Origin of the sequence: Pseudomonas sp., assembly GCF_046581935.1 — a bacterium.
In the GTDB taxonomy this organism is placed as follows: domain Bacteria; phylum Pseudomonadota; class Gammaproteobacteria; order Pseudomonadales; family Pseudomonadaceae; genus Aquipseudomonas.
In genome coordinates this window covers 1-22,839 of the sequence record NZ_JAYGFK010000016.1, presented here as the reverse complement: position 1 = coordinate 22,839, position 22,839 = coordinate 1, and the positions used below count along the sequence as shown (strand labels likewise).

At 56.7% G+C, this 22,839-nt stretch carries 22 protein-coding genes and 1 pseudogene; 10 read left to right on the top strand and 13 right to left on the bottom strand.

Going from position 1 to position 22,839, the window contains the following annotated elements:
• Positions 1-26: 26 nt before the first annotated feature.
• Complete coding sequence (locus VCA57_RS14090; RefSeq protein WP_411185674.1) at positions 27-944, bottom strand: LysR family transcriptional regulator; 918 nt, start codon at positions 942-944, stop codon at positions 27-29.
• A gap of 137 nt (positions 945-1,081) precedes the next feature.
• On the opposite strand from VCA57_RS14090, the gene VCA57_RS14085 reads away from it, so the two are divergent.
• The 4 genes from VCA57_RS14085 to VCA57_RS14070 all read left to right on the top strand — a co-directional run bounded on the left by VCA57_RS14085 (position 1,082) and on the right by VCA57_RS14070 (position 5,478).
• A complete protein-coding gene (locus VCA57_RS14085) occupies positions 1,082-2,428 on the top strand; it encodes an aspartate aminotransferase family protein (protein WP_411185673.1) in 1,347 nt (448 codons plus the stop codon).
• The gene (locus tag VCA57_RS14080) at positions 2,428-2,715 is read left to right on the top strand and encodes a cupin domain-containing protein (protein ID WP_411185672.1); all 288 of its coding nucleotides are present in this window, start codon (positions 2,428-2,430) and stop codon (positions 2,713-2,715) included. The genes VCA57_RS14085 and VCA57_RS14080 overlap by 1 nt, the downstream gene beginning before the upstream one ends.
• A 56-nt stretch (positions 2,716-2,771) precedes the next feature.
• Positions 2,772-4,268 (top strand): CoA-acylating methylmalonate-semialdehyde dehydrogenase, encoded by a 1,497-nt coding sequence (locus tag VCA57_RS14075; protein WP_411185671.1) that lies wholly within the window; start codon positions 2,772-2,774, stop codon positions 4,266-4,268.
• A gap of 427 nt (positions 4,269-4,695) precedes the next feature.
• Positions 4,696-5,478, top strand: coding sequence for a gamma-glutamyl-gamma-aminobutyrate hydrolase family protein (locus VCA57_RS14070; protein ID WP_411185670.1), 783 nt, complete (start codon positions 4,696-4,698; stop codon positions 5,476-5,478).
• A 92-nt stretch (positions 5,479-5,570) separates the two neighbouring features.
• Here the strand turns inward: VCA57_RS14070 and VCA57_RS14065 are convergent, their stop codons facing one another.
• A complete protein-coding gene (locus VCA57_RS14065; RefSeq protein ID WP_411185669.1) occupies positions 5,571-7,109 on the bottom strand; it encodes a hypothetical protein in 1,539 nt (512 codons plus the stop codon).
• A gap of 83 nt (positions 7,110-7,192) precedes the next feature.
• Complete coding sequence (locus VCA57_RS14060) at positions 7,193-7,348, bottom strand: hypothetical protein (RefSeq protein WP_411185921.1); 156 nt, start codon at positions 7,346-7,348, stop codon at positions 7,193-7,195.
• 1,583 nt (positions 7,349-8,931) lie between these two features.
• On the opposite strand from VCA57_RS14060, the gene VCA57_RS14055 reads away from it, so the two are divergent.
• Positions 8,932-9,705, top strand: coding sequence for a hypothetical protein (locus tag VCA57_RS14055; protein WP_411185911.1), 774 nt, complete (start codon positions 8,932-8,934; stop codon positions 9,703-9,705).
• A 227-nt stretch (positions 9,706-9,932) separates the two neighbouring features.
• On the opposite strand, the gene VCA57_RS14050 is transcribed toward VCA57_RS14055, so the two are convergent.
• Positions 9,933-10,505, bottom strand: a complete 573-nt coding sequence (locus VCA57_RS14050) for an HD domain-containing protein (RefSeq protein WP_411185668.1) — start codon at positions 10,503-10,505, stop codon at positions 9,933-9,935.
• A 204-nt stretch (positions 10,506-10,709) separates the two neighbouring features.
• Here VCA57_RS14050 and VCA57_RS14045 point away from each other — a divergent pair, with 204 nt between their 5' ends.
• A complete protein-coding gene (locus VCA57_RS14045) occupies positions 10,710-12,890 on the top strand; it encodes a putative bifunctional diguanylate cyclase/phosphodiesterase (RefSeq protein WP_411185667.1) in 2,181 nt (726 codons plus the stop codon).
• Between the two features lie 30 nt (positions 12,891-12,920).
• Here the strand turns inward: VCA57_RS14045 and VCA57_RS14040 are convergent, their stop codons facing one another.
• The gene (locus tag VCA57_RS14040) at positions 12,921-14,036 is read right to left on the bottom strand and encodes an HD-GYP domain-containing protein (protein WP_411185666.1); all 1,116 of its coding nucleotides are present in this window, start codon (positions 14,034-14,036) and stop codon (positions 12,921-12,923) included.
• A gap of 174 nt (positions 14,037-14,210) precedes the next feature.
• Here VCA57_RS14040 and VCA57_RS14035 point away from each other — a divergent pair.
• Positions 14,211-15,317, top strand: a pseudogene (locus tag VCA57_RS14035) (cache and HAMP domain-containing protein); the annotation flags it as partial.
• A gap of 15 nt (positions 15,318-15,332) precedes the next feature.
• Entirely contained in the window at positions 15,333-16,178 is an 846-nt protein-coding gene (locus VCA57_RS14030; RefSeq protein ID WP_411185910.1) for a methyl-accepting chemotaxis protein, read from the top strand.
• Positions 16,179-16,243: 65 nt separating this feature from the next.
• Here VCA57_RS14030 and VCA57_RS14025 read toward each other — a convergent pair whose 3' ends face one another.
• Together VCA57_RS14025 and VCA57_RS14020 are read right to left on the bottom strand one after the other, a co-directional pair.
• Complete coding sequence (locus VCA57_RS14025; protein WP_411185665.1) at positions 16,244-16,621, bottom strand: hypothetical protein; 378 nt, start codon at positions 16,619-16,621, stop codon at positions 16,244-16,246.
• Between the two features lie 110 nt (positions 16,622-16,731).
• Positions 16,732-17,457, bottom strand: a complete 726-nt coding sequence (locus tag VCA57_RS14020) for an endonuclease (protein ID WP_411185664.1) — start codon at positions 17,455-17,457, stop codon at positions 16,732-16,734.
• Between the two features lie 309 nt (positions 17,458-17,766).
• Between VCA57_RS14020 and VCA57_RS14015 the strand changes: the two genes are divergently transcribed.
• On the top strand, positions 17,767-18,501 hold the full coding sequence (locus tag VCA57_RS14015) for a hypothetical protein (protein ID WP_411185909.1): 735 nt from the start codon (positions 17,767-17,769) through the stop codon (positions 18,499-18,501).
• A 90-nt stretch (positions 18,502-18,591) separates the two neighbouring features.
• Here the strand turns inward: VCA57_RS14015 and VCA57_RS14010 are convergent, their stop codons facing one another.
• From VCA57_RS14010 to VCA57_RS13985, 6 genes are all read right to left on the bottom strand, one after another.
• Positions 18,592-18,783 carry a hypothetical protein gene (locus VCA57_RS14010; protein WP_411185663.1) on the bottom strand — a complete coding sequence of 64 codons (192 nt, stop codon included), beginning with the start codon at positions 18,781-18,783 and terminating at the stop codon, positions 18,592-18,594.
• A 30-nt stretch (positions 18,784-18,813) separates the two neighbouring features.
• Positions 18,814-19,536, bottom strand: coding sequence for a substrate-binding periplasmic protein (locus VCA57_RS14005; protein WP_411185662.1), 723 nt, complete (start codon positions 19,534-19,536; stop codon positions 18,814-18,816).
• Positions 19,537-19,715: 179 nt separating this feature from the next.
• Positions 19,716-20,057 (bottom strand): zinc ribbon domain-containing protein YjdM, encoded by a 342-nt coding sequence (locus VCA57_RS14000; RefSeq protein WP_411185660.1) that lies wholly within the window; start codon positions 20,055-20,057, stop codon positions 19,716-19,718.
• Between the two features lie 64 nt (positions 20,058-20,121).
• Positions 20,122-20,589, bottom strand: coding sequence for an LEA type 2 family protein (locus VCA57_RS13995; RefSeq protein WP_411185658.1), 468 nt, complete (start codon positions 20,587-20,589; stop codon positions 20,122-20,124).
• 145 nt (positions 20,590-20,734) lie between these two features.
• Complete coding sequence (locus tag VCA57_RS13990; RefSeq protein WP_411185657.1) at positions 20,735-21,529, bottom strand: outer membrane protein OmpK; 795 nt, start codon at positions 21,527-21,529, stop codon at positions 20,735-20,737.
• Between the two features lie 383 nt (positions 21,530-21,912).
• Positions 21,913-22,200, bottom strand: a complete 288-nt coding sequence (locus VCA57_RS13985; protein WP_411185655.1) for a hypothetical protein — start codon at positions 22,198-22,200, stop codon at positions 21,913-21,915.
• Positions 22,201-22,743: 543 nt separating this feature from the next.
• On the opposite strand from VCA57_RS13985, the gene VCA57_RS13980 reads away from it, so the two are divergent.
• The coding region (locus VCA57_RS13980) for a hypothetical protein (RefSeq protein ID WP_411185908.1) at positions 22,744-22,839 on the top strand (96 nt) is incomplete at its 3' end.

Below are 22,839 nucleotides of genomic sequence, written 5' to 3'. Positions count from 1 at the left end.
TTGCACCGACAAGGTGCGCGTGCCTTTTAAGAGGTCGCCAGCGCTTCGAGAAAGCTCTCCAACACCAGATGCGGACGGCGGCCTTTGCGCGTGACCGAGGCCAGGCTGATGTCATAAAAGCGGCTGTCGGGTTTCAGCACGCGCAGGCGGCCCTGTTGCACCCACGCCTGGGCATAGTGGTCGGGCAGGTAGCCGATATAGCGCCCGGTAAGAATCAGAAACGCCATGCCTTCGCGGTCCGAGGCGCTGGCGGTGCAGTTCAGCACCTGGTAATGGCTCTGCACCTCGGGCGGCACGCGGAAGGTCGGCGCGATGGCTTCCTGGCTGTCCAGGCGCTCATCCTCCAGTTGGCGGTCATCGACATAGAACAGCGGGTGGCCGACTGCGCAGTAGAGCAGCGAACGCTCGTCATACAGCGGCTGATATTCCAGCCCAGACAGCGCACTGACCTGTGGCACCACGCCAATGTGTAAGCGACCATCGAGTACGCCTTGTTCCACTTCGCTGGGCGGGGTCATGCGGATATGAATGCGCACATCCGGGCCGCGCTCTTTGAGGCGCGCCAGGGCGTGGGTGATGCGCATGTGCGGCACCGTCACCAGGTTATCGGTCAGGCCGATATTCAGCTCGCCGCGCAGGTGCTGGTGCAGGCCGTTGACCTCGGTACGAAAACTCTCCAGCGCGGCCAGCAGTTGCTGGGTGCTCTGGAACACCTCGCGGCCTTCCTCGGTCAGGGCAAAACCGGCGCGGCCGCGTTGGCACAGACGCAAGCCGAGGCGCTGTTCGAGGTCGCTCATTTGTTGGCTAATGGCCGAACGGCCGATGCCCAGGGCGCTTTCTGCAGCGGAAAAACCGCCGCATTCCACCACGCTGCGAAATAGCTTGAGCAGGCGAATATCAAAATCACTGACCTGGGCCAGCGGGGCGGGGCGACGTGTGCTCATTCGTGTGCTGCTCATTGTTTAGTGAGGGCTTAACTAAAGATAAAAAGAGTCGTGTTTTCCTGACTCTAAGCCCGTGGCACCTTTGCTGACAACTGCTTCTCTATTTAGAACACCGCCCTTCCTCGCGAGGCCGCACCATGAACATGCCGCAGACCGAAGTCCCGTCCCTGGCCAGCCAGCTCAAGCTGGATGCGCATTGGATGCCGTTTTCCGCCAACCGCAACTTCAAGCGTGACCCGCGCCTGATTGTCGGGGCCGACGGCAACCACTTTATCGACGACAAAGGTCGGCGCATCTTCGACAGCCTGTCCGGGCTGTGGACCTGTGGCGCCGGGCATAACCGCAAGGAAATTCAGGAAGCTGTAGCCAAGCAGCTCGGCACTCTGGATTACGCGCCGGGCTTCCAGTACGGCCATCCGCTGTCCTACCAACTGGCCGAGAAAATCACCGAGCTGACCCCAGCCGGCCTCGACCACGTGTTCTACACCGACTCCGGCTCCGAGTGCGCCGACACCTCGGTGAAAATGGCGCGCGCCTACTGGCGTTTGAAGGGCCAACCGAGCAAAACCAAATTTATCGGCCGCGCTCGTGGCTACCACGGCGTAAACATCGCCGGCACCTCGCTGGGCGGCATTGGCGGCAACCGCAAGATGTTTGGCCAGATGATGGACGCCGACCACCTGCCGCACACCCTGCAGTCGCACCTGGCCTTCACCAAAGGCATGGCCGAGACCGGCGGCGTGGAACTGGCCAACGAACTGCTGAAACTGATCGAACTGCACGACGCCTCGAACATCGCTGCAGTGATTGTCGAGCCAATGTCTGGCTCCGCTGGGGTGATCGTGCCGCCTACCGGCTACCTGCAGCGTCTGCGTGAAATCTGCACCCAGCACAACATCCTGCTGATCTTCGACGAAGTGATCACCGCCTACGGGCGCATGGGCAAATGGACTGGCGCGGAATTCTTCGGCGTTACCCCGGACATCATCAACACCGCCAAACAGGTCACCAACGGTGCTATTCCGCTGGGCGCAGTGATCGCCTCCAGCGAGATCTACAACACCTTTATGAACCAGGCGATCCCCGAGCACATGGTCGAGTTTGGCCACGGCTACACCTACTCGGGTCACCCGGTGGCCTGCGCCGCTGGCCTGGCCACTCTGGAACTGCTCAAGCGTGACAACCTGATCGAACAATCGGCGGCCCTGGCTCCGATCTTCGAAGAGAAGCTGCACGGCCTCAAAGGCAGCAAAAACGTCATCGACATCCGCAACTGCGGCCTGGCCGGCGCGATCCAGATCACCCCGCGTGATGGCGACCCCGTGATTCGTCCGTTCGAGGCGGGTATCAAACTGTGGAACGCCGGCTTCTACGTGCGCTTCGGCGGCGACACCCTGCAGTTTGGGCCAACCTTCAACACCACGCCTGAGCAGCTGGACTCGGTGTTCAATGCCGTGGGTGATGTACTGGCTGAGCTCGACTGATGAGCACACGCCCGCAAGCGGTAGCGACCGTGCAAGTGGACAACGATGAGGTGATCGTTACCGAGTGGCGCTTTGCCCCCGGTGCGCAAACCGGTCACCACTGCCACGGTTATGACTATGTAGTGGTGCCCATGAGCAATGGCACCCTGCTGCTGGAAACCCCAGAGGGCGATAAACACGCGCCGCTGGTGGCTGGTCAGGCTTACTTTCGCAAGGCCGGTGTCGAACACAACGTAATCAATGCCAGTGACCACGAAGTGGTCTTTGTTGAAACCGAAATCAAGTAAGTACTGGCGGTTGCGCCCAGCGCCGCCGCCCTCCCGAACAATTACGAGGAGTTTCCATGAGCATCGTTAATCACCTGATCCACGGCGAACTAACCGCCGGTACTGGCCGTCACGCCGACGTGTTCAACCCGTCCACTGGTGAAGTCAGCAAACAAGTCGCCCTGGCCGATAGCGCCACCATGCAACTGGCCATCGATTCGGCCAAGAGCGCTTTCCCAGCCTGGCGCAACACCCCGCCGGCCAAGCGCGCCCAAGTGATGTTCCGCTTCAAACAACTGCTGGAGCAGCACGAAGCCGCGATCTCCAAACTGATTAGCGAAGAGCACGGCAAAACCCTGGAAGACGCCGCCGGTGAACTCAAGCGCGGCATCGAAAACGTCGAATTCGCCTGCGCCGCCCCGGAAATCCTCAAGGGCACCTACAGCCGCAACGTCGGCCCGAACATCGACGCCTGGAGCGACATGCAGCCAATCGGCGTAGTCGCTGGCATCACCCCGTTTAACTTCCCGGCCATGGTGCCGCTGTGGATGTACCCGCTGGCCATCGTCTGCGGTAACTGCTTTATCTTGAAGCCGTCCGAGCGTGATCCAAGCTCCAGCCTGTACATCGCCCAACTGCTGCAAGAAGCCGGCCTGCCAAAAGGCGTGCTCAACGTCGTACACGGCGACAAAGAAGCCGTGGATGCGCTGATCGCTGCGCCGGAAGTCAAAGCCCTGAGCTTCGTTGGCTCCACGCCGATTGCCGAATACATCTACAGCGAAGGCACCAAGCGCGGTAAGCGCGTACAGGCCCTGGGCGGCGCGAAAAACCACGCTGTACTGATGCCCGATGCCGACCTGGACAACGCCGTCAGCGCGCTGATGGGTGCCGCTTACGGTTCTTGCGGCGAGCGCTGCATGGCCATCTCCGTTGCCGTGTGCGTCGGCGATCAGATTGCTGATGCGCTGGTTGAGAAGCTCACTCCGCAAATCAAAGCACTGAAAATCGGTGCCGGCACCTCCTGCGGTCTGGACATGGGCCCGCTGGTAACTGGCGCTGCGCGTGACAAGGTCAAAGGCTACATCGACGCTGGTGTCGCCCAAGGCGCAAGCCTGGTGGTCGACGGTCGTGACCTGGTCGTAGCGGGCAACGAAAATGGCTACTTCGTCGGCGGCACCCTGTTCGACAAAGTCACCCCGGAAATGACCATCTACACCGATGAAATCTTCGGCCCAGTGTTGTGCATCGTCCGCGTCGGCAGCCTGGAAGCTGCCATGCAACTGATCAACGACCACGAATACGGCAACGGCACCTGCATCTTCACCCGCGACGGTGAAGCAGCGCGCCTGTTCTGCGACGAAATCGAAGTCGGCATGGTCGGCGTCAACGTACCGCTGCCCGTACCGGTGGCCTACCACAGCTTCGGCGGCTGGAAGCGCTCACTGTTCGGCGACCTGCACGCCTACGGCCCGGACGGTGTGCGCTTCTACACCCGCAAAAAAGCCATCACCCAACGCTGGCCGCAACGCGCCTCGCATGAAGCGGCTCAGTTTGCCTTCCCGAGTAATGGTTAACTAAAAGACCAAGGGGGCTGATCGCAGGATCAGCCCCCTTTTTTGATACGCAGAACTACCTGTAGGAGCGGCCGGGCGGCGTTCCGTCATGCCCGCGATCAAGGCCAACGCCAAGTCACCCACAGGCGCAATTATTCTGTAGGAGCGGCCTTGGCCGCGATCGTTGCCAACCGCGAATCGCGGGCAAGGACTAGGCGTCCCCCCCGCTCCTACACAAGTAGCACCGTAGGATGGGTTGAGCGCAGCGATACCCATCAAGCAGCAACAGCTTCACGCAACAAACCAGCCGCGCGGGCGCGGCGTTGGTGCAGTGCCCGGCCTGGCCGGTTACGGCACCCCTTGGGTGAGCGGGTTCACGGATAGCGTGACCCGCAAGCCCGCTCTCCCAAGGGCAGCCCACTTCAATTATTTATGAAGAGGACTTGCTATGAACAAACCTTTTATTGGCCTTCCCCTGTGCCGCTGGCAGCTGACTGACCGCGATATCGGTTGGTTTCATCTGGTGGGCGAGAAGTACATCAGCGCAGTCACCGGCTACGGTGCCTTCCCGCTGATGATTCCGGCCTTCGGCGACGACCTGGACATGGACACCGTGCTCGATAGTGTCAGCGGCATCATGTTCGGCGGCTCGCTGTCCAACGTGCACCCAAGCTTCTACGGCGACGAACACCCTGGCCTGGGCCTGGCCGATAAACCCCGCGACGCCACCGTGCTGCGCCTGATGCGCGCCTGCATCGAGCGTGGCATTCCCTTTATCGGCATCTGCCGGGGCGTGCAGGAACTCAACGTGTTGTACGGCGGCACTCTGCACCGTGAAGTGCACAACGTACCCGGCCGTCTCGATCACCGTGAGGTCAAGGACGTACCGGACGACGTGGCCTACGGCCCGATGCACAACGTCACCCTGGCCGAAGGCGGTGTGCTGCACACACTGCTCAGCGAGCGCGAAATTAAGGTCAACTCACTGCATGGTCAGGGGATTGATCGCCTTGGCGAAGGCTTGCAGATCGAAGCGGTGGCTGAAGATGGGCAGATCGAGGCCGTCAGCGTGATCGGTGCCAAGGCGTTTGCCGTTGGGGTGCAGTGGCATCCGGAGTATCGCTATTGGGAGAAGGCGGATTACAACGCGCTACTGGGGGCGTTTCATCAGGCGGCGAGGGAGTATCAGGTGAGGAAGGCTGATAAGAATCGAGAGGTAAATTTTGCGTAGCATTGATTGATAGCAGGAAATGAAAGGCCCATTTTTTGGTGGGCCTTTTGCTGATTGATTTTCAGTGGAGTATCGGCAGAGTGTGGCCTAAATTAAGATTGCTCTTTCTTGACGGCATCCTCAGTCGTATCTCTGTTGGAGTCAAGTTTGTCTTGAGCATTTAAACCATCTACTACCTTGGCATTCTGACCATCAAACAAGTCGTTTGATTTTTTCGAGAGTTTTTCTGCCAAAGCAGAAAAGCCAGGAAGTTTAGATAAGGTCTCGATAGCAGCCCCTAATTTAGCGCTATTCTCTAGCGCTTCCATGAATGGGTGGTCCGATTTATTGTAGTCAGTAATAAGCTTTCCTGGGTTCTCTGAGCTAACTTGTAATATATTGAAAAGAAGCCTAGTTCTGAGGTCATCCTTAACCGCAGATTCGTGCGGCAAATTAATAATTTGATTTGATAGTCCGGAAAACGTCTTGCCGAGAACAGCTTTGTGCGTGTACTCCTCTATAAGGCGTTTGGAGAGATTCAGTTTTTTATTTGCTGAAAATGCGAACCAAAGTACGGGGAAGTAAAGTGGCAGTATTGATAGTATTAAGTTCGGCGTGTCTTTTACTACTTGCACAATGTCAGCATTTCTTTCAATTAACAAGTATGCATCAACCCCGAATGGGATGCATGATATGCAAATCATGGCAATAATTGCATATCCAAAGCTGGTCGAGTATTTCCCTTGGGATATAACTTCCTCAGCCTTTTTTTCTTCATATGCAGCGCTGAGTCCGGCCGCCATACCTTTGGGCATAAGTGCTTTTAATTCGTCATCAACTGCCTTTATTTGCTTTCCAGAATCAGAGACTAGAAGTTCAAATTTTTCTTGATGTTCATTCATTTTCTCTTGGTTTGCCGAAACTATATCGGTAACCAGTTTTTCAATAGTAGAGTCGATGCTTTCAACCTTGTCTCTTACTTCGCTGTAAGCCTCTTCTAATTCATCGCGAAGACCATCAATGTTTTGAGTTGAACCGTCATCTGCGCTAATTTCGTAGCCAAAAATCTCCTTGTGAAGATCATCAATTTTGACTTTCTTTTTTAGCGCGCTCTCAAGTAGGTCGTTTATATTTTTACATTGTTCAATTGCTTTGTTGTTTAGGTTGATGATCTCATCAATTTTATTTGATAGGGATTCCCCTTCAGATAAAAGTTGCTTGATTTTACCAGCCTGTTCAAGGGTTTCGTTTATGGATGTATCTAGTGATTCTTTTCTCTCTATGAACTCACTAAATGCAGCATCTGTCCTCTCAATTGAAGACTCAAGGGATGAGTTATATTCTAGAGCCTTGGTTTGAGTATCATTAATTTCTGCGACTTTTTCGGTGGCAATGGTGTTGCAATTTTCGAGGGCTTGTAAAAGCTCCCCGATCCGTTGCTCAGTGGATCGGATGTTGGCCTCAATCTGAGTCGCATTCTCTGCGGCAACGCGAGCGCTATTCTCTGAATCAGTCGCCTTTAGCTTTATTTCTGCTTCTAACTCAGCGGTTCTTCTGTTAGTAGAGTTCTCTAGGCTTGACAGTTTGGCTAGAAAATCAGACTTGAATTGTTCAAACTCGTTTCGATCAATGCCGGAATCAAAAATTCCCATATACACTCCCTGATATATTTAATTTATTCAGTCTGTAGCGAGTAGGGTGGATGACGCTTTTTCATCCACCATTTAGTTCGGTATTAATCTGTGCTATGTGCGTTGAGTTCGCCGTAGATGCGTTTGACGTTGGCGATTTCCTCGAACAGGCCTTCAACGATTGCGGCGGAGGCGTTGTAGGCGTCGATCAGCACGGCAAGGTGTTTTTGCTGCCGAGGTGGGCTGGATTTGGCTGCCATGCTTCTTCCTTGAATAGGGTTGGCTCGACCTTACTGCGAATAGGTGGCAATGCGCCACGATTTGCGCATTGGCTTTTGGTCTTGGGTGTGTGTCCGCCGCTATGTGTTGTTGCTAACGGTTGACTCGCTCCGCTCGCCCTGCGGGCCAGCCTGCGGCTGTTACTTCGCTGCGCTCCGTTTCGCCATTACGGCGGGTCACTTTTGGCAAACGCCCGGATGGCCGGCCCCGCCAAAAGTAACCAAAAGGTCTTGCCCCTTGCATCCGGCCCGACTTCGTCGACTTGATTCGCTGCGCTCACCCTGCGGGCCAGCCTTCGGCTGTTACTGCGCTTCGCTCCGTTTCCTCGCTCCATCATTGCTCCAGGGGCCGGCGTACAAGGGCCGTCCCTGGCCCTTTATCGCGGTGGCGCCCAGCCTCTCGCCGCATCCATGCGGCTCACTCCCTTCCACAACGATTCCACTCGGCCTCCTGATGGGGCGTTTGGCGTCGTCTGTGAAATCGCTGGTTGAAAAGCAAAAAGCATGGCGGGTTTCACCCGCCCTACAGGCTACGAACCCGTAGGAGCGGCCCATGGCCGCGATGCTTTGGCCTTTGTTCTGTTTTTGCCTTTCGCTCTGCCGTCCACAAGTCACCTAGGCAACGCGGTCCCCAAATCCCGTCAGGAGGCCGAGTGGAGGTGATGTGGAGAGGGGCGTTTGGCATGGATGCCAAACGAGGCATGTCGGGCCATGGATGGCCCGTCTTGCCGACCCTCGGAACAGCACCGGAGCGAGGGGAGTTGAGCGCAGCGAAACCCGGATGCAGGGCGCGCTTTCTCTTTGGTTATTTTCTGCGCGAGTGAAGAGATACGCAGCGAAGCGCAGTAACAGCCGAAGGCTGGCCCGCAGGGTGAGCGCAGCGAATCAAGTAACTCGCCGTAAGGGCGAAACCAGTAAGTAATGACAATACACCTGCGGCGGAATGCCTGCGGTCAATCAGCGGCCGATTTACTGCGGTAGCGCGTCGCCTACTGGACTCAGATGTTTGCTGCCCGCTAGTGGACGCTAGAGTGTCGAGGTCGGCATTCCCATGCGGCGCGTGGGAACGATCAAGGGCATGTGCACTCTCGTTGGTAGCGGCAGGTTGGGAGTAGGCTTGGCTCGACTCTGTGCGAATACTTCCGCCTGTTTGGCGATTCACGTTCTCTTGACTCACTGAGCAGCACACTTGGCAGAAAGCTGGCCGCAAGGTGGCTGTGTTGTGATATGGCCAGCGAAACCTAGAGCATAAATGCAAGACGCGCTTCTCATTTTTTAGCTAATACGCTGGCATGTTCTATGTTTATTGGGATTGATGGCGCTCGCTGAATTTATTGGTGGAAACCGTTAGCCGGCTAACTATTTTCCTAAATAGGTCAGTGGCTCAAAGGTGAATTAAGATGCGCGCCCGCTGCCGGCGTTGAAGTGGTTTTCCCGACTCACTCGCGCGCCTATTTTTATAAGAACCGAGCAGTCCCCCTCACCTCACAACACCGGCTGCGGCGTTGTGAGCTATGTGCTTTTTGTGACTCGTCTATAAGGCGAATCGAGGAAATATCGTGTCGATGAAGTGTTTTATGCGTGCAGTGCTGCTCGGTTGTAGTTTGTTGGTTAGCGTGACCAGTTGGGCGCAAATGGCGCCGCTGGAAGCGATGAACATGGCCGGCCTGCAGCGCAGCCTTGGCCAGATTATCGCCAAGGATTACCTGATGATTGGCTCTGATGTGAAGGTCGACTCGGCCATGCGTCAGCGTGATGAGAGCATCGCGCTGTTTGAGGATCATCATCAGCAACTCAAAGATTACGCGCCCAATGACGAAATCCGCGCTTCGCTGGCGCGGGTTGAGGCTGCTTGGGTCGACTACAAACCTTTGATTACTGCTCAGCCGGACAAGGCTCAAGCGCCGCAGGTATTGGCCAAGGCCGAGACACTGGTGAAGGAATGCCAGCAGATGGTTGACCTGTTTGAGAAGCACAACGGCGATGCCGCTTCCCACTCCATTAATCGCAGTGGCTGGAACCGCGTGCTGACCCAGCGCACGGCGATGTTCTATATGGCGCGTGCCTGGGGTGTTACGGCGCCGAATCTGGATGCTGATTTCAAGGCGTCCGTGGAAGAGTTCGGCACCATCATGCGTGAGCTTCAGGCCGCCAAAGCACCTAATCCAGAGATCGCCGAGGCGCTGCGCAAGACCGACGCCAAGTGGCAGTTTGCGAGCAAGGCGTTTGCCTCCAAGGATTTCGTGCCGACCATGGTGGCGGTTAACGCTGACTCCATGTTCCGCCAGTTGAATGAAATGACTCGCCTGTATGCCGGCCTGCGTACCGACAGCCTCTGATCGCGCAGAGCGTGCCGCTCCGTTTCATGCGGGGCGTTGCGTTCAGTAAAGGGTTAGTTATTTCGGCATTTGCGGACAGCTAGGTGAGGTAGGCGGGCAGCACTGCCAGTGCACGACTGGGCCCGTCAGGCTGTCCCTCACACACTTCTCTGTGTCGCCTATGGCTTGGGGTTCTGCTGAGCAGAAACCATCAGCCTGATCTGGGTGGCAGGCTGCCCGCCCTAAGCCTACTCCACCATCTTGTAAAGCGACTGCTTTGGTTGGGCGAATACCCGGCGCAGCATCGGCTCAAAAAACGCTAACGGTAGTACTTCGCCTTGCGGATCAAACGCGGCGGCGTCGTAGTGCGCGCAGAAGTCGATGGTGGCCTGGTACTGCGGGTGATCCTTGAATTGCTCGCGCAGGTGGCGATCCATGCCCAGGTGATGGAAGAAGTAGTAGCCCTGGAATACCCCGTGTTTCTCAACCATCCAATGGTTCTCTGGGCTGACAAAGGGCTTGAGTATGGCAGCGGCGATGTCTGGGTGGTTGTAACTGCCGAGGGTGTCGCCGATGTCGTGGAGCAGGGCGCAGATCACGTATTCCTCATCCCGGCCGTCGCGGTAGGCAAGGGTGGCGGTTTGCAGTGAGTGGGTCAGGCGGTCCACCGGGAAACCTCCGAAGTCGCCATCCAGCAGTTGCAAGTGGGTCAGGATGCGTGCGGGCAGCTTGTCGGCATGCTGCTTAAAGTCCTTGGCGATGATCTGCCAGTCGTCGGCAGTGCCGTCCTGCATGTGAGTGAACGTGGCCTTTGCATTCATCAGCGTGTCTCCTCTGCGGGGGATTTAGTAAGCACTGCTGCGTATTCGGCAGTGACTAACTTTGCCACTCTAAGCTTCTGCATGAATCTAGGCAGTGGCGTGCAGTGCCAGCTTGCTGTCCTTGGTGGCCATGCTGCGTTGCCGGGCACAAAAGGGCGGTTTTTCCACTAGAGTGAAGGTCATGTTCCGGTATAGGTTCCGACTATGAGTGAATACCCACGACCTCTAAACGATGAAGCCCGCATTCGTGCCCTTGATGCCCTGGAACTGGTGGGATCACGGCCGGAGCGGGAGTTTGAGCGCATCGTGCAGATGGCTTCGCGGATCTTCGATGTGCCTATCGTACTGGTGTCGTTGGTGCACCGTGATCATCAATTCTTCAAGGCGCGAGTTGGCTTGGATGTTAGCGAGACGAGCCGAGAAGTCTCGTTTTGTACTCACGCGATTATGGGGGAGGGCGTATTCGTTGTGGCGGACGCCCACGAGGATGAGCGCTTTCGCAGCAATGCGCTGGTCACGAGCGCGCCGTATATTCGCTTTTATGCGGGGTATCCGCTGCTGACCAGCGATGGTTACGCGTTGGGTAGTCTGTGCTTGATTGACCACAAGCCGCGGCATGATTTCTCTGTGCGTGATGAGCAGGTTCTCAAGGATTTAGCCGCGCTGGTGTGCGAGTACATCGACCTGCGCCGCTTTGAGCGCGAGGGCAATGAAGTGCGCAGCCGCTTCCGGCATATTGCCGCCACCTCGCCCGACGGCATTATTTGTGCCGACAGTCGCAGCCTAATTACCTCCTGGAACGCGGCGGCCGAAACGCTGTTTGGCTACTCGGCGCAGGAGGCAATTGGCCAACCGCTAGATTTGATCATCCCTGCGCCGATGCGTGGTTATCACGCCGCAGGTTTTACGCGGGTTGCCAGTGGCGGGCCGGCACGGATCATTGGTTCGCCGGTCAATCTCAACGCTCTGCGCCGTGATGGCTCGCAGTTTCCCGTCGAGCTGTCGCTGTCGCAGTGGCAGGAAGGCGATGAGCGCTGTTTTGGCGCGATCATCCGTGACATAACCGTGCGCGCGGAGGTGGAGAAGCAGCTTAAATATGCGGCGGACCACGATTACCTGACCGGGCTCGCCAACCGCTCACGGCTCAAGCACTGCATCCAGGAGGCGCTGGCTGCGCAACAAACGGCCACGTTGCTGCTGATCGATCTGGACGGCTTTAAGGATGTTAATGACACCTTGGGCCATAGCGCGGGTGATTTTGTCCTGCAGGTCGTGGCGGCCCGTTTGCGCCAGGCCGTGCCGAGTGAGTGCATGGTTAGCCGGCTTGGCGGTGATGAGTTCGTGGTGTTCGTTACCGGTACTACCGACCCGGTAAAAGCGCGTGCGTTGGGGCGGGAGCTGATCGGTGTCATTGAGGAGCAGATTGAATTTGAGGAACAGCCGATTTTTATCGGTGCGAGTGTGGGGGTCGCGGTCAGCAATGGCGCTGGTGATACGGAGGAACAACTGCTGGGCAATGCCGATTTGGCGCTTTATCAGGCTAAATCCGATGGCCGCCATCTGGTCAATGTCTTCACTCCCGAGTTACGCCAAACGGCCTCGCGCAAGGGCGTGATCAGCTCGTCGATGCGCCAGGCATGGGAGCGTCAGGAGTTCGAGTTGTATTACCAGCCGCAGGTCAATTTGGCCGATGGCTCGTTGTGCGGGGCAGAGGCGCTTATCCGCTGGAACCATCCAACCCAGGGGGTAACAGGGCCTGCCGTGTTTCTCTCGGTGCTCGAAGCCGGACTGCTGGCCGTGCCGGTGGGGGATTGGATTCTGCGCACGGCCTGCCAGCAGGCCGCGCAGTGGCGCGGCATGGGCCTTAGGCCGTTTCGTATCGGGGTGAACTTGTTCGCTGCGCAGTTTCGTGTGCGCGATTTTGCCGGCATGGTGGAAGCCGCGTTAGTCGATTTCAACCTGCCTGCCACCGCTCTGGAGTTGGAGATCACCGAGAACACCATTCTGCGTAACGAGCAGCGCATTATGCAGCCGTTGCATCATTTGCGTTCGCTGGGCGTGGGGATCGCCTTCGATGATTTCGGCACCGGTTTCGCCTCTCTCAGCCTGCTCAAGGATTACCCCGTCAGCCGCTTGAAAATCGATCGTTCCTTTGTCAGTGGAGCCGACCGTAGCCCGCGTGATGACGTCATTATTGAGGCCGTTACGCGCTTGGCTGCGGGCTTCCAGCTTGAGGTGATTGCCGAAGGGATTGAGACGGCGGAGCAAGCCGCGCTTATGCATCGTTATGCCTGTGGTGAAGGCCAGGGTTATTTTTATGGTCGACCGATGACGGCAGGTGATTTCACACGGCGTTATATCGAATCGGCGGGCACTGACGAGTAGTCGGTGCCGTGTTGCTTGTGAGTGGCTGGCTCAGCCGTACAGGTTCTCGCAGAAGCATTGCTGGATATGCATGACGTCTTCACGCTGCGCCAACAGTGCTTGCAGGCAAGCGGGATCAAACATGCTGCCTGAGCGTTCGAGCATCCATGTGAAAGCTTGCTCATTGCTCCAGGCTTGCTTGTAGGGGCGCTCACTGGTGAGTGCGTCGAACACGTCGGTCACGGTGACGATGCGTGACTCCAGAGGAATGGCCTCGCCAGCAAGGCCGGATGGGTAGCCGCTACCGTCGTAGAGTTCGTGATGGTGCAGGACTATGTGGCGCAGCATCTGCACTTGGCTGACGCTGGCCAGGCCGAAGTTTTCCAGCAGTTGGTCGACCAGGTCGAGGCCCGCCCGCGCATGCTGGCGCATGATTTGTTGTTCGTCATCAGATAGGCGGCCGGGTTTGAGCAGCACGCGGTCGGGGATGGTGATCTTGCCCAGGTCGTGCAAAGGCGCAAACAGGTAAACGTGTTCGACAAAGCTGTCATCGAGACCATGCTGGCTTGCCAGCTTTTGCGCGATCAGCCGCGAGTAGCGTGACATGCGTTCGAGGTGGTTGCCGGTTTCCGGGTCTCGGGCATGGGTCATTGTCATGGCTGACTTGAGTGTGGCCAGTAGGGTGCGGACGATGGAGCGCTCGTTGTAGACCATCAGGCTGGCCAGGTGGCCGAGCACATCCAACTCGCTGAGCAGCATGCCGTGGAATATGTTTGGCGTGCGCGAGTTGAAGAAGACGAAACCGAAGAAGTAGCCGTTAACGCACATGGGCACGGTGTAGCTGGCCTGGTATCCGGCATTGAGTAGCGCGCGAACGTGGGTTTTCTGGCTGTTCTGCAGCACGTTAAAGTCGTTGATGACTCGCGGCGTCTGGTTCGTGGCGACGGCCAGCAGCCAAGTGGTGTCCTTGAGTTGGGCGTGGTAAAGCGGCAAGGGGTTGGGCTGGTTTTCCACGGCAACAAAGGTTTTCACCCAGTCACTGCCATGGTCATACAGGGCCACAGCCAAGCGCTCCACCTCGGGGTACTTGTGCTGCAGGGTTTGCAGAAGGAAATGCATTTTTTCGTGCAGCGGGCCTAACTCCTGCAGGTCATGTAAGTGCGACATTCCATTTCCCCCAAAGGCATATTTTGCTGCCTAGGCTTATGAGCTTAGCTGTCTTAAGCGGTTTGGTTACGCAGTGTTCTGTACACACCATCTGATTTTTAGGTGGTCAGGCTTAATAATTGCTTAATCCCGTCGATACAACCTATCTACAGACACCATTGAAGGCGATGCTCCATGAATATCAGGTCTAAATTGCTGGTGAGTTTTCTCGTGGCAACCCTTATTCCGGTGCTGGTTGTGGCGTTGCTAACGATTCGTAATGTCACGGAGCAGGCCAAAGAGAACTTTCTGGTATCCAGCAGCTTGGATATGAAACTGGTAAACAATAGCTTCGCCACGTTCTTTGATTCGGTGGGTTACACCGTTTCCGCTCTGGCGGAATACCCGGCCGTGAAGGATACCCAGGGCGGTGAGCTGAGCACCTATTTTGGTGCCGCGCGCAAGCCTGGTCAGGTCGCTACAGCGAATGGCGGGCGGGAAAAGCAAATTTTCGATTACTACTCCAGCATCGGTAACAACAATCCCACCTTTGGTTACGTTTATATGAGCGATACCAATGGTGCGTATGTGGAGTGGCCAGGTACAGCTGATTATGGCGATTGGGACCCACGTAAGCGGCCCTGGTACACCATCGGTAAAGACGCCAATTTCACTCTGGCTCGCCGTGACGGTTACTACTGGGAAGCAGATGACGCGGTCTATGTGTCGGTACTCAAGGGCTTCAAAGACAATGCCGGCCAGTTTGCCGGGGTTGTTGCGGTGGATGTGTCGCTAAAAGCACTCACGGACATGGCGCAAAAGGTCCGCTTCGGTGACACCGGTTTTCTGATGCTGGTAGAAGGTAGCGGCACTTTGCTGGTGGATGGCCTGCAGCCGAACAATAACTTCAAGAAGGTCAGCGAGCTGCCCAGCGAGTATTTCAAAACCATTGAGAAGACCCAGAACGGCCTGGTCGAAGTGTCTATTGATGGCGTCGACTATATGGCCAACGTTTACACCTCGCCTGAGTTGGGCTGGAAGTTTGTTGGCTTCAAACAGGCCGATGAGATTTATGCGAGCGCCCGCGAGCTGACATGGATAACCCTGGTTGTCTGTGTGGTTCTGCTGCTGGTGTTTGGTTTCGCTGGGGTGGTTATCGCTAACCGTATCGTCAACCCGATCAATCTGGTGAAGGAGGGCTTGCGCACCATCGCTCAGGGGGAAGGTGACCTGACCCGCCGCCTGGATCTGTTCAGCAAGGATGAAACGGGTGAGTTGGCCAAATGGTTCAACCAGTTCATCGAGTCGATCCAGGGCATGATCAAGGTGATCAAGGAAAACGCCATCAGCATGCATGGCGTGTCCAGCGACACCAATAAGCGCACCACCGCGATGTCGGCCACCCTGCAACGCCAGTTGAGCGCGGTGGAGCAAATCGTTACGGCGGTGACGGAAATGTCTTCGGCGGCCAATGAGGTAGCCAAGACCTGTGTGCAGACCGCCGAGGTATCGGAGCAGGGGTTGCTGGCGACGCGTAATGGCAAAGAGGTGATTGCTCGCAGTACTTCTGGTGTCAATAACCTAGGCAGCAGTATTCAGAACTCCAGCAAGGTGATTCAGGAGCTGGAGAAAGAAACAGTCAATATCAACAATATCCTCTCGACCATTCAGCAAATCGCCGAGCAGACCAATCTGTTGGCCTTAAACGCGGCCATTGAGGCCGCCCGGGCCGGTGAACAAGGACGTGGCTTCGCGGTGGTAGCCGATGAGGTGCGTAACCTGGCCAAGCGCACTCAGGATTCCACCGAGCAGATCAACAACATCCTTAACCTGCTGGTTAACCGTATCAAGGAAGTAACGGTGAGCATGGACCAAAGTTTGGTCGAGTCGGGTAAGGCCATTGAGCTGTCTGGCGAGGTTATGGCAGCCTTTGAAAGCATTGAAAACAAGGTGCAGATGATTCGCGACATGACCATGCAGATCGCCACGGCGACTGAGGAGCAGCATCTGGTGACCGAGGAGATCAACCAGAACATTGTCTCCATCAACGAGGCGGTGACGCAGATATCTGTTCAGGCATCCGAGGTGGAGAGCTATGCCCAGGAGCAAAGCGGCTTGAGCGGTGAGCTGAAGCAGCTCGTGGTCCGCTTCCGTACGGAGTGAGACCGGTTGGCTCTTGGCCAGCCTTGGCTCCAACAAAAAGTCCCGCATATGCGGGACTTTTTGTTTTACCAGCCGCGGCCATAGCCGTCGTGGCGGTATTGGTCATGGCCATGCCGGCGCTGGTGTCGTGGTGGTTGTGGGGCGTAATACACCGGGGCTGCTTGGTAATACACCGGCTGCGGTGGGTAGTACACCGGTTGAGCCGGGTAATAGGCCACCGGTTGTGGTGGGTAATAAGCTACAGGCGGTGGTGGGTAATAAGCCGGCGGTGGCGGGCTATAAACCTGCACCGGGCGGCTTTGGCTGACGATGACACCACCAATGACCGCCCCAACCACTGCGCCGGCAATCGCCGCGTCACGATTGGAGGCCTGTGCCGGCGCTTGGCTAAGCAGCGCAACGCTGGCTACCAGGCTTGTGATAAGGGGGATACGCGACAGCATGATTGATATTCCTCTGCAATCCGGTCTTTCCGGCTTGTGGTTTCGACCGCGGATATTGCTCGGCATTGCATCGGGCAGTGTAAAGGCTGTGTAAAAGCGCTGAGCGGTCGTTAGCCGCGTTTGCGCTGTTCCACCGCAGCTCGGCGCAGTGGGCTGCATTGGCTTATGTCGAGAGCCCCGACATAGGGGTTGCTGTGGCCCATAACGCAGCCTACTTGCTGGTTACGCCAGCGCTCCCATTCGCTGACTGGGTACTGCCGGTTCCAGGCTTCGTAAGTGCGTCGGTCGAGTTTGGACAGGCGCAACTGGTAGTGCTCAGCCATATATAGGTAGATGCGTGCCGCTGCACCGCGGGCGTGTACCGGTGGCATAGCGGTCTTGGCCTTGAAGTTAACCACCATGGGGCAGGCGCCGTATTGCTGCGGTGTATCGCTGAGCATCCCCAGGGCGTAGTTGGAGCGGTCGCCATTCACTTCACCGATGCTTGGCACCAGGTTGTGCAGGTCGGCTTCGGCAGCCTTGAAGGTGGCGTCGTTACGTGCGCAGTTTTTACGCCCGCCTTTTTGCCAGCATTGACGTTGATGGCCGATCACCCAGGCGGGCACCACATGCTCCCACTCCACGCGTTGGGCGCGACGTAGTTGTTTGCGCGGGCTGTAGCCGCAGCTGTTGAGGTCAACCTGATTGCCTTGGTACGCGCAGTGGCAATAGAACGTACTGGGGCGTACGGCGTAGATTCGCCAGGCAATCTTCTTGGCGGCGCTGAAGGTTTGTGGAGCATCAGCAAAAGCAGGGAGGGCAATAAGCAGGCAGAGCAGGGTAAGCAGGCGCAGCATGGGTGACTCGGCAGCAAAAAGCCGCGGATGATATCGCTAAAACCGCTCTGCGACGGGCTTTTTTCGATAGTTTTTCACGAGCTTACTAACTTTTTGCATGTGTGGCGGTCAGTTGGGACGCGACTTGAGCTTACGCAGCTAGGTGCTTGATTGTGCTGTAAGTCATGCCTTTTGGCAGAAAAATTGGCCAATCTGGATTTTGTTGCTAGCGTTACTCCATCACACCGCAGCGGATGACCTCCTCTGATGAGTACTGTGCAGCGTTTACCAAGGCTGGAAACGCGCGCCCATGCACTGCCTATTTTGGCTATGGCGAGGCGGGGGTTGCTTGTGCCCGGGCTGCTGTTCACCTTGCTCACGCTGCTGGCCTTGAGTGGTTGCTCCACACGGCAGGACCACCAGAGCATCATCAGCAACAGCAGCCCAATCAAACCCACCGAGTTCTTCCAGAGCCATGCTGACCGCATGGCAACTATCGGCATGCGCAACAACCTCAACAGCCTCTATCGCTTGATGGACAAGCTGTACCTGCGTAATCCGCGCGAGTGGCACAAAACCGGCTTGGCCAATGTGGACGCGGCTAAGCGAGAAGTGCAACGGGCAATCGAGCTGGACCAGCCGCTGCCACAGCTCGGTGGGCGTACTGATATTGCAGCGCTGGGTTATGCGCTGAGCGCCGAGTATCAGGGCGATCGCGTCGGGGCCTTTATCTATTCACTGGCGAGCATGCTGATTACCGCCCATGGCGGCCGTACCGAGTATTACCTGAGCGATACGCTTGATCCGCAGTTTATTCACAACGCCGCGCGCAATATCGAGAAGGCCAGTTGGATGCTGGCTCAGCGCACCGATGCGCTAGGCAAACCATGGCTGCTATCCAACGAGATTTCCGCTGAAGGGCGAAACCTCAGCTATGCCGTGGAGTTCGGCAAGATTGTGGCGCGCTTGGATCTGCTGACTGATGTGCTGGATGAGCGCTATCGGCGCATGGGGGTCAGCTATGCCCAGGGGCTGCTGTTTATGAACTTCTTGCCGGTGCAGTAAGCGTTATTACCAGCTTTGCTGGGCGTCGGCTGCTGGCTTGAACCGCTGGTCTGCATTGGCGCCACTAATTCTTCTGCGCTTTCCCGCCTTTTAGTAGCTTTGTTCCAGGCGCTTGTTGCTCTGCGCGTTAGCCGCTTCAATTTGCAGCTTGAGTTGTTCTGTCTGCTTTTGCAGTTGCACCGCCTGTTCGGCTTGCAGGCTGGCGGTTGCGGCTGTTTCTCCCAGGCCGCAGGCGCTGAGTAATAGACAGGTACAGAGTAGTAAGACGGTAAGGCTGCGCATGGCAACTCCAGGACTGTTTGGGCGGGCGATCTATTGCCAGCGCCGGTAGATGATTTCCAATGTGCCAGCCTGTCTTAAACGCTCAAGGGCTGCTGCGAACTGCTCGGCACGGCTGCGATCACCCTTGGCGAAGGCCACATAACGTGGCATTTCCACTAAGGGTTTGAACAGAACACGCACCTCATGTTCGGCGCGTTGTTCACGGACGAAGTACATCAGTTGAGCACGGTCGCCGACGATGATGTCGATACGTCCGGCCAGCAGCATCGAGACCAATTGGCGTGGGTTCTGCGCGCTGCTGTCGCGGCGCAGATCGGCTTTGTCGAAGGCCGTTTGGTAAGAGTAGCCGCGCACCTGGCCGATGACGTAGGGCGAAAGGTCATCCAGGATAAGCCAGTCGCGGATAGCCGTTTTGCCAGTGGTCATAAACACGGTGGAGCCGGTGCGGATCGGCCCGACCAGTTCGTACTGCTGCATGCGCTCGGGGGTGCCGGCGAACTGAAAGGCCATCGCCACCTCTTTGCGATCAAGCATGCGTTTGACCCGCTCCCAGGGGTACAGGCGCAGGTTGTAGGGAATATTGGCAGCTTGCATTACGGCTTCCACCAGCTCGACGTCCAGGCCTCGCGGTTGGTCATCCTCGAGAGTGACAAAACTGTAGGGGGCGAACTGCTCGTCACCCACGACCTTCCAGTCATCGGCCTGTATCGCGCAGGACGTCAGCAACCACAAGCACAGCGCGGTGATACGCATGACGACCTCCGAGGTTGGCGTTGAGTGAGCAGCTGTTCTTTCAGTGATGCTAGCTAATTGCGCAGTAGATGCCTGGACGGCAAGCTCTTTTCGTTAACAAGGTCGCTAAACAGCTGGTTGCTCGTGAATAGCAAAAGCCCCAGCAGGTGCTGGGGCTTTTGCTTGTGCCGGTGGCGCAATCAGACTTTGCGGACGAACTCGGATTTCAGTTTCATCGCACCGATACCGTCGATTTTGCAGTCGATATCGTGATCGCCATCGCACAGACGGATGCCCTTGACCTTGGTGCCGACTTTTACCACCAGCGACGAGCCTTTGACCTTCAGGTCCTTGATCACGGTGATGGTATCGCCGTCCTGCAGCACGTTGCCTACTGAGTCCTTAATCACCTTGGTGTCATCCGCCGCGTCGGTTGCAGCATTGGCTGACCACTCATGCGCGCACTCGGGGCAGACCAGTTGTGCGCCGTCTTCATAGGTGTATTCGGAGTTGCATTTGGGGCAGGGTGGCAGAGTGCTCACGGCGGGTCCTTTTGGTGGCTGGAATTAAAGGCCGCATATTGTATAGGGTTTTGCCTTTACTGTTTTACTGGGTTGGCGGCTGTGGCCAATTCAGGGTGCCAAAGTCGTTGAAGCGCCAGGTGCCGAATAGACCGTTGGCTAGCTTGCCGCGCAGTTCATAGGGCAGGCCCTGGCCATTCTGGTAACCCGCTGCGGCCCAGGCCTGGCGTAGTGCGGCATAGGCGGAGAGGCTGACCGGTACGTTGAGCAGGGCTTCGCCGTAGCGCGGTATTTGCCCGCTTTGTGGGCTAACGCCGCTGAGTAGGGGTTGGTTGTTGACGCGTAGCTCTAGGTCCACGCCATTGAAATCGATGGTGCTGTTATTCGGATTCTGTACGCGCAGTTTGATCGCGAAGCGGGCTTCAAGGCCTTCACCAGGTAGTGGTTCGATACCAACGAGTTCGATGCGTAATGGGTCGCGCGGGTGCAGGCTGCTACAAGCGCTCAGCGTGACCAACAGGCTGAGCAGCAGGGTGCGCATAAGAGTGGGCATATTGGGGCTCCGCTTTTGGGCTTCAGAGTAGAAGACCCTATTTGCGCGCCAATTACGCCGCAATCTGTGAAATGACGTAAACAATGTTGCCTTTGCGTGCCTCGCCAGCATCTGTGTAGATGCGCTGACGAGGCGCGCAGGAGCATCAGAAGTGCGCTTTTACCAGCAGGCTGGCGGTGTTCTGATCGGTAGCGCCGACAAAGTTGTCGCTGACAAAACCGCTGTCCTTGATGCCGTACTTATCCTTCCAATAGTCGTATTCGATACCGACATACAGTTGCTTCTCGCCCCAGTTCATCGCCTTGCCCAGGTCGTACTTAATTTGTGGGTTGAAGTGCAGGTTGGCGTGGTAGGTTTTATCGTTATCCACCACCCAGTCCATGAAGCCGTCGATAACGATGTCAGATTTACCTGCCGGAATGGTGTAGCTCCATACAGGAGTGATCTGCCAGACGTTTTTGCCATCGCGCTTGCCATCAGGGGTGCGCAGGTAGGTGTTGAGTTGGAAGTAATCGAAGCCGGGGATGGCCAGGTCTATGGCTGGGCCGATCAGGTAAGACTCGTTGTCGTCTTCGCCAAACTCATAGGTGGCGGCGAGCAGCACGTCCTTGATAGGGCCGAATTCCAGCTTGGTATTGAACATTTTGCCAAAAGACAGGCGCGGTGAGAGTTCGCCGTAGAACGTGTGGCCGTCGCCTGAACCGTTGGTGGCTTCAGTGTTGTACTTGATCGTATCGACGAAGAAGAACAGGTCGCCGAAGCTCCAGCCGCTGGCATGTTCGAAGGTGATGGTCTGCTGGATCTCAGGGTCGATTTTGAAGTCCTGGCCATATAGATAGGTCAGGCTGTTGTTCTGCCAGTACAGCAGGTCGCCTGCCATGGCCTGGCTGCCCGCCAGCAGCCCGCCAGCCAGGACGAGAGAGGAAAGAGTACGGTTCATTGAGTGGTGCTCCCCAAAGTGCTGAATTATCGTTTTAAACCTGTCTGAGTGGTCAGGCTGGCTGATCCTACAGCAAGAAAAAGGCCAAGTTTAATAGTTGTCTGTGTTGTCACGCCACAGGGCGCTGGCGGCTCTGCTAGGGGCAAGTACGCAGGCTGGTAGGCATGCGCTGGCGCGTGCCTGTGTGCACTGATAATTGACTAGGTGGACAGTTTTAGCCTTAAGTTGGTGCGCCGCTGGCTTTGTGATGGCGTCGCGCGTCAAGGTGCTTATTGGCTGGCGCGCGGGCTTGGCGTTGCTCGGGGTATGCAGGCGGGCGTCACGTTTCCGGTTGGGGCTGCGGTCAGTTGGGCAGCCTATTTATTGCGGCTTATGACTTTGACTCAGTACTCACCTGCTGTCGGTTCCAGGCTTTTTAGCACTACTTGCTCAAGCGTGCTGCTGGGTTCCGGCTGCGTGCCAGCCAGTTGGCTGAGCAGTTGCCATTGTTGATCCAGCTCACTGTTGATCGCCAGCATGCGCTCGATCATCTTGTGCGCGGTGGCGTTTACTGTGCCGTCCTGGGTGTTCAGCAGTTCAAACGACATTGCAGTAATAGCAGCCGTCAGGTGGGTGAGTGTGCGCGTGGACAGGCTGAGCAGTTCGGTCAATTGCGCTTCCTTGGCAGTCATGGTCATCTCCTTGTGAGTCTCGACCTGAGCTTAGCGCGACATTATGTCGCCCGGCTATGCGCTCCATCGCCTGAGTCCTACCGTCGGGCTTCTGCATTATCGTCCGGTGGCTGGTTTTGCAGGTTGTGTGCGCACTCCGTCGGCCACTGCACGGAGAGTGATCTGTTGTGCTTTGCTCAGTTGAGGTGTGAATAAAAGCCTTGGTGCAACCATGTCGGTGTTTTGGTTATACCTGTCGTCGGAAGCAGTGCGGTTTTTTAAAACGAGCGTTTTCCTTGTGCTGCAGGTGATTTTAGCTAGAGCCTGGTCCGTATTGGGCTTGCGCCAGAAGGCAGCGGGACTCAGTGATATTGAGTGCTGCTGAAACCTTGATTTTGTTTGGTTGCACCTAGTTGCACCTTGCGCCTTCTGAGGTTTAATCTCTCGCCAGATTTTTTGTGACCCGCCACCCATGGCGGCCACCCCTCGGGGCCGTCGCGGGGCGACGTCCAAAATTGTTCCCGGCGATTATTTGCCGTGCTCCAGCTCATACAGGACAAACCAATGGCTACCACTACCCTTGGCGTAAAGCTCGATGATGCAACCCGTGATCGCCTCAAGCAGGCTGCGCAGTCGATTGACCGCACGCCGCATTGGTTG